This window comes from Rothia terrae (assembly GCF_012396615.1).
GTDB lineage: Bacteria > Actinomycetota > Actinomycetes > Actinomycetales > Micrococcaceae > Rothia > Rothia terrae.
This window is the reverse complement of sequence record NZ_JAAXPV010000008.1, coordinates 50905-66167: the sequence shown is the minus strand read 5'-3', so window position 1 is coordinate 66167 and position 15263 is coordinate 50905. Positions and strand designations below refer to the sequence as shown.

Annotated in this window: 12 protein-coding genes; all 12 read left to right on the top strand. The window is 53.9% G+C overall.

What is annotated here, in order from left to right; genetic code table 11:
- Positions 1 to 267 precede the first annotated feature (267 nt).
- The 12 genes from HF984_RS05880 (at position 268) to HF984_RS11495 (ending at position 15249) form a co-directional block, all read left to right on the top strand.
- Positions 268 to 1365, top strand: a complete 1098-nt coding sequence (locus HF984_RS05880; protein WP_168614753.1) for a BMP family lipoprotein — start codon at positions 268 to 270, stop codon at positions 1363 to 1365.
- A 205-nt stretch (positions 1366 to 1570) separates the two neighbouring features.
- Positions 1571 to 3289 (top strand): ABC transporter ATP-binding protein, encoded by a 1719-nt coding sequence (locus tag HF984_RS05875; protein ID WP_168614752.1) that lies wholly within the window; start codon positions 1571 to 1573, stop codon positions 3287 to 3289.
- A complete protein-coding gene (locus HF984_RS05870) occupies positions 3286 to 4566 on the top strand; it encodes an ABC transporter permease (RefSeq protein WP_168614751.1) in 1281 nt (426 codons plus the stop codon). The genes HF984_RS05875 and HF984_RS05870 overlap by 4 nt, the downstream gene beginning before the upstream one ends.
- Entirely contained in the window at positions 4566 to 5846 is a 1281-nt protein-coding gene (locus HF984_RS05865; RefSeq protein ID WP_168614750.1) for an ABC transporter permease, read from the top strand. Before HF984_RS05870 ends, HF984_RS05865 begins: the two co-directional genes overlap by 1 nt.
- Positions 5847 to 5989: 143 nt before the next feature.
- Positions 5990 to 6400, top strand: a complete 411-nt coding sequence (locus HF984_RS05860; protein WP_168614749.1) for a cytidine deaminase — start codon at positions 5990 to 5992, stop codon at positions 6398 to 6400.
- Between the two features lie 83 nt (positions 6401 to 6483).
- A complete protein-coding gene (locus HF984_RS05855; protein WP_168614748.1) occupies positions 6484 to 7788 on the top strand; it encodes a thymidine phosphorylase in 1305 nt (434 codons plus the stop codon).
- Between the two features lie 89 nt (positions 7789 to 7877).
- Positions 7878 to 10175 carry a midas domain-containing protein gene (locus HF984_RS05850; protein WP_168614747.1) on the top strand — a complete coding sequence of 766 codons (2298 nt, stop codon included), beginning with the start codon at positions 7878 to 7880 and terminating at the stop codon, positions 10173 to 10175.
- Between the two features lie 94 nt (positions 10176 to 10269).
- Positions 10270 to 11496, top strand: coding sequence for an adenosine deaminase (locus tag HF984_RS05845; protein WP_168614795.1), 1227 nt, complete (start codon positions 10270 to 10272; stop codon positions 11494 to 11496).
- A gap of 2 nt (positions 11497 to 11498) precedes the next feature.
- Positions 11499 to 12191 carry a MazG nucleotide pyrophosphohydrolase domain-containing protein gene (locus HF984_RS05840; protein ID WP_343947479.1) on the top strand — a complete coding sequence of 231 codons (693 nt, stop codon included), beginning with the start codon at positions 11499 to 11501 and terminating at the stop codon, positions 12189 to 12191.
- 378 nt (positions 12192 to 12569) lie between these two features.
- A complete protein-coding gene (gene eno, locus HF984_RS05835) occupies positions 12570 to 13850 on the top strand; it encodes a phosphopyruvate hydratase (RefSeq protein ID WP_168614746.1) in 1281 nt (426 codons plus the stop codon).
- A gap of 153 nt (positions 13851 to 14003) precedes the next feature.
- A complete protein-coding gene (locus HF984_RS05830) occupies positions 14004 to 14633 on the top strand; it encodes an FtsB family cell division protein (protein WP_168614745.1) in 630 nt (209 codons plus the stop codon).
- Between the two features lie 37 nt (positions 14634 to 14670).
- Complete coding sequence (locus tag HF984_RS11495; RefSeq protein ID WP_168614744.1) at positions 14671 to 15249, top strand: DUF501 domain-containing protein; 579 nt, start codon at positions 14671 to 14673, stop codon at positions 15247 to 15249.
- Positions 15250 to 15263 lie beyond the last annotated feature (14 nt).

The window sequence follows — 15263 nt, the reverse complement described above, 5'->3', positions numbered from 1 at the left end:
TTAGCCCCATAAGAGTACGCATCGTATTGTCTGCTATTTACTATTACTTCAAAGTAACAAAACGCGGTCTTAAGGGTTGTGGGTAGGTGCTTTAAAAGTGCGCGGAGGAACTTTGTGTCGAAGATAGGAACAACCTCTAAAAATTTCGCTCAGTGCTGAAAAAGCTATTAGAATGTGTTCTGTATTGCTCAATCCTGATGGTCTTACCTTTTATAAAGCACACACAGCTTATTGACCCTCAGATCCTGATCTTTTGAAGGGATCCCCATGGCATTCTCACGCAAGCACATGGCAAGCGCAGGCTCAGTTCTCGGCATCTCAGCACTTCTTCTCGCCGGTTGCGGCGCTGCACCTGAAGAGAACTCAAGCTCGTCCGGCGAAAACAGCGACTACAAGGGTTGCATGGTTTCTGACTTTGGTGGCTTTGACGATAAGTCATTCAACCAGAACACCCACGATGGTCTGAAGGCCGCTGAGGAAGAGCTCGGCATGCAGGTTGGAGAAGCTGAATCAACCTCAGAAACCGATTACGGCCCCAACCTGAACTCCATGGTTCAGCAGGGTTGCAACCTGACCGTTACCGTTGGCTTCGGTTTGGCAGATGCTACTAAGGAAGCAGCAGCAGCTAACCCCGATAGCCACTTCGCAATTGTTGACGACAACTCCATCCAGGCAGATAACGTTCGCCCGATTGTATACGACACCGCTCAGGCAGCATTCCAGGCAGGTTACCTGGCCGCAGCTCAGACCAAGACCGGCAAGGTAGCAACCTACGGTGGTCAGAACTTCCCGACCGTTACCATCTTCATGGACGGTTTTGCTCAGGGCGTGGAGTACTACAACCAGCAGAACAATAAGGACGTCAAGGTTCTTGGCTGGGACACCAAGTCAAAGAGCGGTACCTTCACCGGTGACTTCGAAGACCAGGCAAAGGGCAAGACCAACACCCAGAACTTCCTCTCAGAGGGGGCTGACATCATCATGCCCGTAGCTGGCCCTGTGGGTGGCGGTACTCTCGAAGCTGTGAAGGAATACAACTCCTCACATTCAGATAAGCCCGCATCAGTGGTTTGGGTTGACTCAGACGGTTTCGAAACCAACCCTGACTACCAGGACATCATCCTTACTTCAGTGCAGAAGCTGATGAAGGAAGCTGTGCTTGATACCTTCAAGCAGGACGCTGCAGGCAACTTCACCAACGAGCCCTACATCGGTACCCTCGAAAACGGTGGCGTTACCCTGGCTCCCTTCCACAACTTTGACGATCAGGTTTCAGAAGAAACCAAGACCGCTCTTGACGACATCAAGACCAAGATCATCAGCGGCGAAATCAAGGTTGAGACCGAAGGCTCGCCCAAGGCATAACAGCTGATAAACATATCTCCCCGCAACCGGTAGTTTTCACCGGTTGCGGGTTTGTTTCGTATGTAGGTGTACAGACAAGATGTGTACACTTGTTGAGATAGTTTTTAGGGCGGCAAGTCCTGGCAATCTATCTTCTTGCCGCGTCTGTGCTCATACACACCGTGGCTAGTTTTCCACTCGAACATCGTTCACAGAAAGCGCATCGATGAAACTCGAACTGCGAGAAGTTACCAAGCGTTTTGGTGATTTCACCGCTAATGACAGTATTGACCTGGTGGTTCGCCCCGGTACCGTTCACTGCCTTTTGGGTGAGAACGGCGCGGGTAAATCAACCCTCATGAACGTCATTTACGGTCTCTACCAGCCGACTGAAGGTCAGATTTTCGTTGACGATCAGCCCGTTAAGTTCAACGGTCCTTCAGATGCTATGGCTGCAGGTATTGGTATGGTGCATCAGCACTTTATGCTGGTTCCTGTTTTTACCGTGGCTGAAAATATTGCACTGGGTTCTGAGAAAACCAGCGGTGGCGTCTTAAACCTTGAAGAGACTCGCGTGAAAATTCGTGAGATTTCTGACCGCTACGGTTTTCATGTTGACCCTGATGCCGTGGTTGAAGATTTGCCGGTTGGCGTGCAGCAGCGTGTTGAAATCATTAAGGCGTTGGTGCGCGATGCTGAGGTTCTGATTTTGGATGAGCCCACTGCGGTACTGACTCCTGCTGAAACCGATCAGCTACTGGGCATCATGGATCAGTTGCGTAAAGACGGTAAATCGCTATTGTTTATCTCGCACAAGTTGCGTGAGGTACGTCAGATCTCTGATGACATCACCGTGATTCGTCGCGGACGCGTGGTCGGTAGCGCTGATCCTAGCGCGTCCACCAACGAGCTCGCGTCCTTGATGGTGGGTAAGGCTGTCCAGCTGACCGTCGATAAGGACGAGCCGCGCTTGAACTCCAACGCTTTTGAGGTAGAGAACCTGAGCTTGGTGGCGTCCAACGGTGTGCACCTTCTGAAAAACGTGAGCTTTACCGTCAACGGTGGCGAGATCCTAGCGGTAGCGGGTGTGCAGGGTAACGGCCAGACAGAGCTGGCAGAATCTATTATTGGTCTGCACCCCAAGGCGACCGGTTCTATGCGTTTGAACGGTGAAGAACTGCTGGGCAGAAGCACCAAGCAGGTTCTGCACAGCGGGGTGGGCTTTGTGCCTGAAGACCGCAGCAAAGACGGTTTGGTAGGCTCATTCTCCATTGCTGAGAACCTGATTCTTGATTTGTTCGACACTAAGAGCTTTGCCTCAGGTGGTAGCCTCAAACGCGCAGCAATTTCTGCTAACGCCGACCGCGCCGGTAGTGAATTTGATATTCGCATGGGCTCTCAAGAGGACGCGGCGTCTACTCTCTCTGGCGGTAACCAGCAGAAGATTGTGGTAGCGCGTGAACTTTCCCGCGACCTCAAGTTGTTCGTGGCATCTCAGCCCACTCGTGGCGTGGACGTTGGTTCTATTGAGTTCATTCACAAGCGTATTGTGGCTGAGCGCGATAAGGGAGTTCCGGTTCTCATTGTTTCCACTGAACTTGATGAGATTTACGCGCTGGCTGACCGCATCGCTGTGTTCTTCCACGGCGAGCTTATGGGTATTGCTTCCAAGGACACTCCGCGTTCTGTGCTCGGTCAGATGATGGCTGGCGCGAGCTACGAAGAAGCAGTTGCAAATCAGCATGAGGACCCTGAAGTCCTGCTCGCTAAGCAGGACGCTGCTGAAGGCGTTGTCTCTGAACAGCACGCTCAGAGCATCATTGAGTCCTCCTCTGCTCAGACTGCAACAGACCAAGCATCAACGTCATACCGCGGTTCTGTAGCGGCAGCCCAAGACCTACCGTGGGCAGATAACACCGACGCATCCAAAGGAGAGAAAGCATGAGCGCTGAGAAGCCTAAAGCGGTAAAACCCGCAGCTACCGCAGCACCTGCTAACCCCCAGATGGGGGAGCACGCTAAACCATCGCTCGCCACTCGACTGGCTGGTGGCGGTTTTGGACTGTCACTCGGTGCATTGATTGCGGCCTTGTTCTTGGGCGGTCTGCTGATTGCAGCCACCGACCCCGCAACCCAAAAAGCAGCAGGGTACTTCTTCGCGCGTCCTACGGATACTCTTTCTGCCGCGTGGAAAGCTGCAGCTGGCGCGTACAAGGCAATGTTCGAAGGCGCAATCTTCAACCCGAAGGGTAAGACCTTCGCAGACCAGATTCGTCCGCTCACTGAAACTCTTACCGTTGCGACCCCGCTGATTCTTGCTGGTTTGGCTGTGGCACTTCCCTTCCGTGCCGGTCTCTTTAACATCGGCGCGCAAGGACAGATTATTCTCGGTGCACTGGTATCAGGTTACGTTGGCTTTGCCTACAACCTGCCGCTTGCCCTTCACCTTGTGCTGGTGATTATCGGCGGTATCATTGGTGGTGCAATCTGGGGCGGTTTGGTCGGTCTTCTCAAAGCTAAGACCGGAGCTCACGAAGTAATTCTGTCGATTATGCTCAACTACATTGCAGCTAATCTGATTCTGCTTCTGCTCAAGACCCCTACCTTCCAGCGCGAAGGTAGCTCTAACCCCATCTCGCCGATTCTGCCCGATAGCGCCTTGCTCCCTCGTATTTTCCCGGGATCAGACCTGAACTTCCGTCTGCACTGGGGCTTTGTTCTAGCTATCATCGCGGTTATTTTCGCGTCATGGTTGATTGAACGTTCAACCATTGGCTTCCGACTGCGCGCTGTTGGCGCTAACCCCAACGCGGCACGCACTGCAGGCATCAACGTGGCAAACGGTTACATCATCGTCATGGCAATTGCAGGTGCACTCGCTGGTCTGGCTGGTGTTGCCCAGGTAGCGGGTACCGAAAAGACCCTGACCACCGGTATTGCAGCGTCCTTCGGCTTTGACGCTATCACCGTTGCACTGCTGGGTCGCGCTAAGCCTTGGGGTACCTTCTTCGCGGCTTTGCTCTACGGCGCATTCCGCGCAGGCGGCGTCATGATGCAGGCTACCACCGGTACCAACATCGACATCGTGGCTGTTGTCCAGGCACTCATCGTCCTGTTCATCGCAGCTCCTCCGCTGGTACGCACCATCTTCCGTCTGCCTGATCCTGCCAACCCGCGCAAGAAGAAGGCATCTAAGAACAACTCACTTCAGGGAGCACAGTAATGTCAGTTGCACTTGATACCTCACGAACTGAAGAAACCGCTGTTGTTCGTCGCTGGAAGAACCCCATCATCTATGCGGTACTGGCAGCTCTGTCCTTCTTCCTCATCGGCCTGAACGCACCCGATAAGACAGTTGTCTTCCGACTATCCGACGGGCTGAAGAACTTCAGCATTCCTGACCTTTCTCTCAACGCCGGTGTGTACGGCTGGATATCAGTTGTCGCTATGGTCGCTATCGCTGCCTTCGCATTCATCACCATGAATAAAGGACGCGAGATCCCTCGCGGACTTCAGGGACTGTTCTGGTTCTTTTTCATCACCGGTATGCTGGTCTGGGTTATCGGCGCTGCACGCTCCTCAGAGCTCTCACTGGTTACTCTGCTGACCGGTGCACTTACCCTGTCAATTCCGATGATTTTCGGCTCGTTCGGTGGCCTTTTGTGCGAACGTTCCGGCATCGTGAACATCGCTATTGAGGCTCAGCTTCTGCTGGGTGCATTCACCGCAGCGCTTGCGGCGTCGATGACCGGTAGCCCATGGGTAGGTCTTCTGGCAGCGATGATCGGTGGCGTTCTGGTTTCTCTGATTCTTGCCGTCTTCGCTATCAAGTACCTGGTCGATCAGACCATTGTTGGTGTTGTGGTGAACGTACTAGTTGCAGGTCTGACCGGCTTCTTGTACTCCCGCGTCCTGCAGGCAGACCCTGCGCACCTTAACTCAGCGCCTAAGCTTCCGACTTTTGAAATCCCCGTTCTGTCACAGATTCCCGTGATTGGCCCGGTGCTATTCAACCAGTCGGTTTTGGTGTACATCATGTACATCACCGTGGCCCTGATTTGGTTTGCGCTGAACAAGACTAGGTGGGGCTTGCGCACCCGAGCAGTGGGCGAGCATCCTAAGGCAGCTGACACTCTGGGCATCAACGTCAACCGTCTGCGCTTTACCAACGTTCTGCTCGCAGGCGTCGTTGCCGGTATGGGTGGCGCGTTCTTTACCCTCGTTTCGGTGTCATCATTCAACGCGAATATGACTGCGGGTCAGGGCTACATCGCGCTTGCTGCGTTGATTTTCGGACGCTGGAAGCCATTCGGCGCGCTGTTCGCGTCCTTGCTGTTCGGCTTTACTCTGCAGCTCAACTTCGTACTGTCATTGCTGGGAACTTCGGTACCCACCGAGTTGCTGGCGATGCTGCCCTACCTGGTAACTATCTTTGCAGTTGCAGGTTTGGTTGGCGTATCACGCGGCCCAGCCGCATCCGGTAAGCCTTACATCAAGGGGTAAACCTAGCAATCTTTTGCACGCTCCTCGCATCATCAACGGGTAACACCGAGCAAGATGCGGGGAGCTTTTATATTGTCTGAAGAAGGCACCGCAAACCTAAAGAACAGAGTAAACTCAGTAGTCCACTGACTAAAGGAGAGCACATGGTGCACCAGCCTTCTGCTGAAGAAGCCACTATCGACTGGCAGACTCTGACAGACCACGCTACAGAAGCTATGCGGCATTCGTATTCACCGTATTCTAACTATGCGGTAGGCGCTGCGGCACTGGTTTCTGATGGGCGCATTGTGAGCGGTTGCAACATTGAAAACGCATCACTGGGCATTACCCTGTGCGCTGAGTGCTCCTTGGTGTCTGACCTCTTTCGTACCGGTGGCGGCAAGCTAGTTGCTTTTGCCTGCGTTGATAAAGAAGGCAATGCACTGATGCCGTGCGGACGCTGCCGCCAGCTCCTGTACGAACACGCTGCACCGGGAATGCTGTTGAAGTCGGTGAGCGGAATTATGACGATTGAGCAGATGCTACCGGATGCTTTTGGGCCGGAGCGTTTGTAGCTACCCAAGCTGGCGCTAGCGTAAATATCGCGTCCTTTAAACTGAAGATAAGAATCTGAAATAAGAAGCCAAGGAGCTTTCTCATGACTGCTGAACTTTTTGATGCAGTGGATGTTATCCGTACCAAGCGTGATCGCGGTGAGCTAACTGATGAGCAGATTGACTGGGTGATTGATGCTTATACCCGTGGCGTAGTGGCTGATGAGCAAATGAGCGCGCTGGCTATGGCGATCTTTTTGAACGGCATGGAGCACCGTGAGATTTTCCGTTGGACGAAGGCAATGATTGCTTCGGGCGAGCGGTTAAACTTTGAGTCAATTGTGGGTGAGGGCAAGAAGATTGCAACTTCTGATAAGCACTCTACCGGTGGTGTAGGCGATAAGATTACGCTGCCTTTGGCTCCGCTGGTTGCTGCCTACGGCGTTGCGGTACCGCAGTTATCCGGACGCGGGTTGGGGCACACCGGCGGTACCTTGGATAAGCTGGAGTCGATTCCTGGCTGGGAAGCTAAACTCTCAAATGAACGTGTGGTGGAGATTCTTGGTTCCACCGGTGCGGTGATTTGCGCAGCAGGTGACGGGCTTGCTCCCGCCGATAAGAAACTCTATGCCCTGCGCGATGTGACCAGCACCGTTGAGGCGATTCCGCTGATTGCGTCCTCGATTATGTCGAAGAAAATTGCTGAGGGAACCGGTTCACTGGTGCTCGATGTGAAGGTCGGTTCTGGCGCTTTCATGAAGGACGAGGACCACGCGCGCAAGTTGGCGAAGATTATGGTTGAGCTGGGTAGAGATGCCGGTGTGAAAACTACAGCCTTGTTAACGGACATGAACACTCCACTGGGTCTGACCGTGGGTAATGCTTGCGAAGTTGAAGAAGCTGTAGAGGTACTTGCTGGCGGTGGACCTTCTGACGTTGTGGAACTTACTGTGGCGCTGGCTCGCGAGATGCTGTTGTCTTCGGGCGTTGATGTTGATCCTGCCGAAGCACTGAAAGATGGCCGGGCGATGGACGTGTGGCGCACCATGATCGCGGATCAGGGCGGTGACCCTGATACTCGACTGCCGCAACCCAAAGAAACCCTCACCGTCAAAGCACCGTCTTCTGGTGTTCTTACCGAATTGGACGCGTACAAGGTGGGCGTCGCATCCTGGCGTTTGGGCGCAGGACGCGCGCGCAAGGAAGATCCGGTTCAGGCCGCCGCCGGTATCAAACTACACGCGAAACCCGGTGACACCGTCGCAGAAGGTCAACCTCTGATGACACTCATGACTGACACTCCCGAACGCTTTGAACGTGCAGAAGAACTGGTGCAAGAAGCCTTCACCATTGGGGGAGAGCAGAAAAACAATCCGCTTATTATTGACCGAATTGTGTCTTCACGATAATTAAACATCTGGTGTGGGGCGTTGTGTGGCGTATCGTTGATAGAGATACTGTTGCATGACGCCCCTTCCCCCAAGAAAGAGTGAAAAACATGGGTTTGTTAGACCGTTTTAAAAACCGTGCTAAAGAAGAGACCACGCCGGTGCACGCTGAGCCTACTCAGCAGTCGGTACCTGCTCAGGAAACTGAAAACCACAACGAGAGTGTTGAGGTAGTTCAGCCGTCCTTCAGCATCGAACTGGGCAGTGGCCTGCACCAGGTCATCGAACGTATGCGCAGCTACGGTGCTGACAACCTCACCCTTGAATTGAATCAGCACGGCAACGACATGAACTATGTGCTGAGCGATCATCACGAAGAACTTGAACGCGGCGTAGTAACCCCCGACGGTGACTGGTTCGACGCTGTAGCCAAACTCTACACCGATGAGGAAAAGTCAGAGCGAGGCGCATGGAAGAGCGCTCAGATTGTCACCGGCTCAACGCTGGGCGAAGAAGGCGCCGTTACCGCGTCCTTTACCAATGCTGCATCGGGTGAAGTCTCAACTATTTCAAGCTCACTGGCGCAGCCCGGGCTGGACTTGGCAGATGAACAATCAGAATCGGCAGAGTCGGCTTACATTGCTGAACAGTACACTCCCGTTCAGACCGATACCGAGGTTGCAGATACCAACCCCGCAGGTTTTGAAGAGTCCTCAGCGGTTGAAGACGATTACGATCCCTTTGTGCAAGCTGATTCTGTAGCACCGGCCAGTAGTCTGTTGAGCGATGAGAACGAAGTCAGCTCGGACTCAAGCGATATCGATGCCCAGAACCGCTTTGACCGCATCATGAAGCGCATCGAAGAAGATAAGGATAACCCTCAGGAACTGCCCAGTTTCGAAGAGGTTGCATTTGCCAGTGACCCCGAACCCAAGTCAACTTCTGACTTCGCTCGTTTCGGTTCTGATGCATCAGCGGAGACTGTCCAGGGCGCGACTGAAGAAGCTGACTCCGCTGACGAACTTACCCACCAGGACGCTGTAGAAGCTGCTCAGCAGAGCTACAACGACTACTCAGCAACTGACACCGGGTTGATCGCTCAGACCGGCGGTCAGGCACTTGATGTTGAGAATGCCGAGGCAACCGACGCTGAGATCGAGACTTACGTTCATGAAGAGCCTGCTCTTACCGATGCGGAGCTCAACGACCGTGAATTTGATGTTGAGGACGAAGCGCTAGAGGCACAGGAGCCCACTGACAGCGACCTTACTGCATTGTCAGATGATGAACCGGTTGTAGAGTCCGATGAGTCACTGGCAAATGTTGATCCCTATGCCGAAGACTCAACCCACGTTCAGTACTTCTCTGACGATCAGGAACTGGCTGAGCTCACTGGCGAGCAGGAATCCGCAGAACCCTATGACGAAGAAGACACCTTCGATGAAGAGTTCACTCGCGAAGATGAGCTGACCGATGATGACTTCTTGGCTCAGACTGACGGCATTGTTCCCGAGACTGATGAAAAAGACGCTCTTGCTGAGGCTGAACTCGCAACCGACGATTTCTCAGATACCGCTGCCAGCACTGAGTTTGAGAACACCGAGTTTGCGAACACCGACTTTGACACCGCTGATGAGGTAGCGACCGAATCCGCACCCGCTGAAACTGAAGCTATTCCGCTGGCTGATGTGACGCACGGCGATGACGTAGACGTTCAGGGTGAAGCTGCTGTTCCTAGCCTTGTTGATGATCAGGAATGGGAGCAGGACGCGTTTGCTGCAACCGGTGACGCAACGGCAGGAACCGCTGTTGCCGGTGCTACCTACGCGGCAACGCAAAAGGCTGACCAGTCGGCGCCTACTTCAGGCACCAACCTCGATGTTTCCTCATCCTTCAGCGGCGCGCAGAACACCAGCGTATCGATGCCGTCAAAGACTCAGCTTGCAACCGGCAACATGGTTCTTACCGAGGCTGAGGTTGCTCAGCGACTCAAGCAGGCGCAGGACGCCCTGTTTGGTGAAAACGGCACCGCCCGCGACGTCTCAACTGTTCTGATTCGCGTGCGTTCCTTGGGCTCGTACTACGATGCTCTTACCCACGTGCGTCGCGATGGCTTCTGGGATCAGCAGAAAACCTTCGAGCTCGTACCTGAAGAGATCCTAGATATTCTGCAGCTCAAGAGCGACTCCTACCGTGAAGGCTTTGGCTCACCCCTGGCAATGATGTTCCGCTTTACCCCCGGCGTGCCGGTAGAAGCGTCCTTCGACTACGCCAACGAAGAAGCCTTCGTGCAGTACACCGACCACCTGCCCGCACAGCAGTACGTTGAAGAGCTGCGCATGTTCCCGCGCACCGGCGCCAACATCCCGGCGCACATGAACGAGGCACTTGCATCCTGGACACTGTAAACCAACTGTAAAAGAGCCGGCACTGCCCGTACGATAGGGAAGTGCCGGTTCTTTTTCTTTTAAAGGCCATAGAAAACACAACGCAAAGGACATGATGAGTCAGACAGCTACCCCCTCGTACAAGTGGATTGAACAGCTACCCAAGGTATGTTTGCACGACCACTTGGACGGCGGCGTTTCGCCCCAGACCATTATTGATATCTCACAAGAAATTGGTCATGAGCTTCCCGCAGATAACGCAGAGGACCTCAAAAAATGGTTTGAAGAAGCGGCAGATTCTCGTTCTTTGGTTCGTTACCTTGAGACTTTCGAGCACACTGTTGCTGTTATGCAACGCCGCGAAGATTTGGTACGCGTAGCAGCTGAACACGTACTTGAGCTGGCGTTTGACGGTGTACTGTACGGTGAGGTTCGTTGGGCACCGGAACAGCATCTGCAGGCTGGTCTTTCTTTGCAAGACGCTGTTGAAGCTGTGGCAGAGGGCTTTGCTCAGGGCGCCGCCGTGGCGCGCGACCGTATGGGCAAGCCCGTAATGGCACGTCAGATTCTGTGCGCTATGCGTCAGAACAACAATTCCCTTGAAATCGCTAAGCTAGCGGTCGCTAACCGCGGTCTTGGCGTTGCAGGTTTTGACCTTGCCGGCCCCGAAAAAGGATTCTTGCCTGCCCAGCACCAAGAAGCTCTAGATTATGCGGCTAAGCATTACATGCCCATCACCCTGCATGCGGGCGAAGCAGATTCCCTCGAATCCATTGCATCAGCCATCCACGAAGGACGCGCGCTACGACTGGGACACGGCGTACAAATTACCGACGACTTTTCGATCCTCAAGATTGCCGAGGCAAGCCCCGAAGCTGTTGAACAGGGTGCTGACCCCGACCAAGAAGTCATGAAACTCGGTCTTTTGAGCGCATGGATTAAAGATCGCCAGATCCCGCTAGAAGTCTGCCCCTGCTCAAACCTGCAGACCGACGCCGCCGCATCCACCACCAGCATCGGACGCGTCAACGGCGGTGAACAGGAGCGCGCTCGCGCCTACGCTCAGCATCCCGTTGACCTGCTCTACCGTAGCGGTTTTGCGGTCACTATCAACCCCGACAACCGCCTGATGAGCAACACGTCAGTCACTAGCGAGTTCATCAAACTGCATGAAACCTTCCGCTACGACTGGCCCGAATTCTTTGAGCTCACCATGAACGCGGTCGACGCGTCCTTCATGCAGATTGAACAAAAGCGTTCGCTCAAGCAGATTTTGCAGGACTACTACAACGAGTTCGTAGCAGCCCAGAACCCGCAGGAAGATAGCAAAGCAGGGGAGTAGCCGTGTCAAAAAATCACGATGAGCAGCCCGGAGCTTCGTTTACCGAACTGGTGCGCCTGATGAATACTTTGCGTTCACCGGGTGGATGCTCATGGACGGTAGCACAAACTCACGAGAGCATCATGCACTACCTAGTAGAGGAAACCTACGAGGTCGTTGAAGCTGTGGAATCGCAGGGCGGGGTTAACCTCCCGCTGCTTCGCGAAGAGCTGGGCGATGTGTTGCTCAACGTGATTTTCCATGCCCGGATGGCAGCCGAAATCCCGAGCGACCAAGGCGGCTTTGATATTAACGATGTGGTGGAGGGGCTCTCGCAAAAGCTCATCCGCCGCAACCCTCACGTTTTCGGAAGCGCCCAAGACACAGCATCTCAGCTCAGCGCCCAAGAGATTTACGATGCGTGGGATGAGCTTAAAAAGAGCGAGAAACCCGAGCGTACCGGGATTTTTGATGGCGTACCGCCGCATCTGCCGGCACTTGCCTTTACCGATAAAGCACTCTCAAAAGCGACCGCAGCTGACGTACCCGTTCAGTTGCCTGATGCAGATGAAGCTGACACAGAATCAGTCTGGGCGGCAACCGTTTTCGCTCTCGTGCAGGAGGCTCGTGCTCAGGGAATTGATCCTGAGAAAGCGCTGCGCAATTACACCAAAGAAATGATGCGACTCAGCGAGGATCGTCGAGACTTAGAATAAAGTCGCTGCCTTCTTGAAGCTTGTGAGGGACGCTCCCCGTCAGCTGGCTTGGGGCTGGCATGAATCGCGGCGAGCGCCCCGCGCGAGTCCGCGAGAGGGACTGCTGGCGGGGAACGTCCCTCATAAGCGTCGTAGATGCTCCTAAGGTTCGTGCTTCTTCATCTTATGTGGGGACGCGTGGGAAAAATATCGAAAATCGCCAGCAGATTCCCACCAAAACACAGGAGTTTCTCATCATTCCCCCTGTGTTTGTGTGGGATTTTTGGTAGAATGTTAATCAAGATTTAGCCGTTGAAGGGTTTTCGTAGCACTACGAACTCGCTACGGTTAATGATTGAAGCCACTTCAATTCCTTCACAAACAATAAGGAGCATTTTCATGGCTGTAATCACTGCTGTACACGCACGTCAGATTCTTGACTCACGTGGCAACCCGACCGTTGAGGTTGAGGTTCTGCTTGAAGACGGCGCATTCGGTCGCGCTGCAGTTCCCTCAGGTGCATCAACCGGTGAATGGGAAGCTGTAGAGCGTCGCGATGGCGATAAGAAGGTTTACCTGGGTAAGGGCGTTCAGGGCGCAGTTACCGCTGTTATCGAAGAAATCGCTGAAGAAATCATCGGCATCGATGCAACTGACCAGCGCGCAGTTGACTCAGCAATGATCAAGCTCGACGGCACCGACAACAAGGGCAAGCTCGGCGCAAACGCTATTCTCGGCGTTTCAATGGCAGTTGCTAAGGCAGCAGCTGAGTCAGCTGACCTGCCCCTGTACAAGTACCTCGGTGGCCCCAACGCTCACGTACTTCCAGTTCCCATGATGAACATCCTCAACGGTGGCTCACACGCTGACTCAAACGTTGATATTCAGGAATTCATGATTGCGCCGATCGGTTTCGATACCTACTCACGCGCACTGCAGGCAGGCGTTGAGGTTTACCACGCACTCAAGAGCGTTCTGCACGACCGTGGTCTTGCAACCGGTCTTGGCGATGAGGGTGGTTTCGCACCCAACCTTGAGTCAAACGCAGCAGCGCTTGACCTCATCATCGAAGCTATCAAGAAGGCTGGCTACAAGCCCGGCGAAGAAATCGCACTGGCACTTGACGTAGCGTCATCAGAATTCTTCGAAAACGGTTCATACACCTTCGAGGGCCAGAAGAAGTCAGCTGAAGAAATGTCAGCTTATTACGCTGATCTCGTAGCTAACTACCCCTTGGTTTCCATCGAGGATCCCCTGGATGAGAACGACTGGGACGGCTACAAGAAGCTCACCGCTGAGATCGGTGACAAGGTTCAGATCGTTGGCGACGACTTCTTCGTTACCAACCCCGAGCGTCTTGCTAAGGGCATCGAAAACGACTCAGCTAACGCTCTGCTCGTGAAGGTAAACCAGATTGGTTCTTTGACCGAGACCTTCGATGCTATGGAGCTTGCTCAGCGTAACGATTACCGTTGCATGGTTTCACACCGTTCAGGCGAGACCGAGGATGTCACCATTGCTGACCTCGCAGTTGCAACCAACGCAGGCCAGATCAAGACCGGTGCTCCCGCACGTTCAGAGCGCGTTGCTAAGTACAACCAGCTTCTGCGTATCGAAGAAGAACTCGGTGAGGCAGCTCAGTACGCAGGTGCTTCAGCGTTCCCTCGCTTCAAGAAGTAATTCTTCGCGATAAACGTATTAGTTTCTGACTGAAGCTAGCAGTAAATGCCCCGCATCGATATGGTGCGGGGCATTTTCGTGCGTTAGTTTGGTGGGGTGGACGCGGTACAATGGGGGTTCGTTGCGAATCTATTTTCAGGCGCGAGGGTGAGTATGTCTAAGAAGAAACAGCGGAATACTTTTAAAAACCGTGAGCGTCTTGCTGGGTTTTTTGGGTCTCGTGGCTCGCGTACTGCAAAGTCTCGGGGTAAGTCGCAGCCGGTGTCCGGTCCGACGCCTGTGGCGGCTCGTGTCTTTTCTGCCCGGTGGCTTGCGACGTTGGCGGTTTTGATTATTGGCGTGCTGGCGGCTTCTGGCACTATTAGCCGGTATTTCAATCAGTCGGCTGAGATGGCTTCGGTGCAAGAAAGCATTTCATCGTTGCAGGATGAGAATAATGATCTCAAGCAGCAGCAGTCGTGGTGGAAGGACGATAATTACGTCAAACAGCAAGCTAAAGGACGCCTGTTCTACGTGAATGAGGGGGAGACCCCGTATGTGGTGGTTGGTACTGATTTCACCTCTGGTATTCCCGATGAGACCAGTGCTGATGCGATGACCGCACCGGAAGATTCGTGGACTAAGAAGCTGTGGGATTCGTTCCAGATGTCGGCGGTCAACGGTAACCCCGTAGGCGCACAACAGCAGGGCACTGATCAGCAAGGGGCAGAGCAAAAGAGCACTGACCAATCGACTGCCGGTGCTAGCGCATCCGCAACTGAATCTGCACCTGGCGCCCCCTAATTTTTATACTTTTTCGTTTCAATCAATCGAGGACATCATGACTTCATCTGAGCGCGTTCCCGGCGGTTTCAACGTCACTGCGCAGACCGTTAAACCTACTGAGCAGGACGTCCGCGTGCTGTCAGCCCAGCTGGGACGCAAAGTGCGTGACGTAGCTGAGATTCCTGCGCGTTGCGTGTGCGGTAACCCGCTGGTTGCAGCAACTGCGCCGCGCCTATCGAACGGTACTCCTTTCCCGACGGTTTTCTACTTAGCGCATCCTGCTATTACTGCCGCTGCTTCTCGTTTGGAGGCAGATGGCGTGATGTACGGTATGACCGATCGTATTGCTGAGGATTCAGAGTTGGCGGCTGAGTATGCGGCTGCTCATGAGAATTACTTGGCGGAGCGCGAGCGTATTCGCGTTGAAAGTGAGACCGGTGAGGTGCCTGAAATTGAGGGTATTTCTGCAGGCGGTATGCCTACCCGCGTCAAGTGCCTGCACGCTGTCTTGGGTCATACCCTGTCTGTAGGTCGTGGCATCAACCCCATGGGTGATGAGACCCTTGATCTGATTGCGCAGTGGTGGACTCCTGAGCAGTGCGCGTGCGACCCCGCATGGCGTGAAGAAGCGTAAGAACCCGTCTAAAA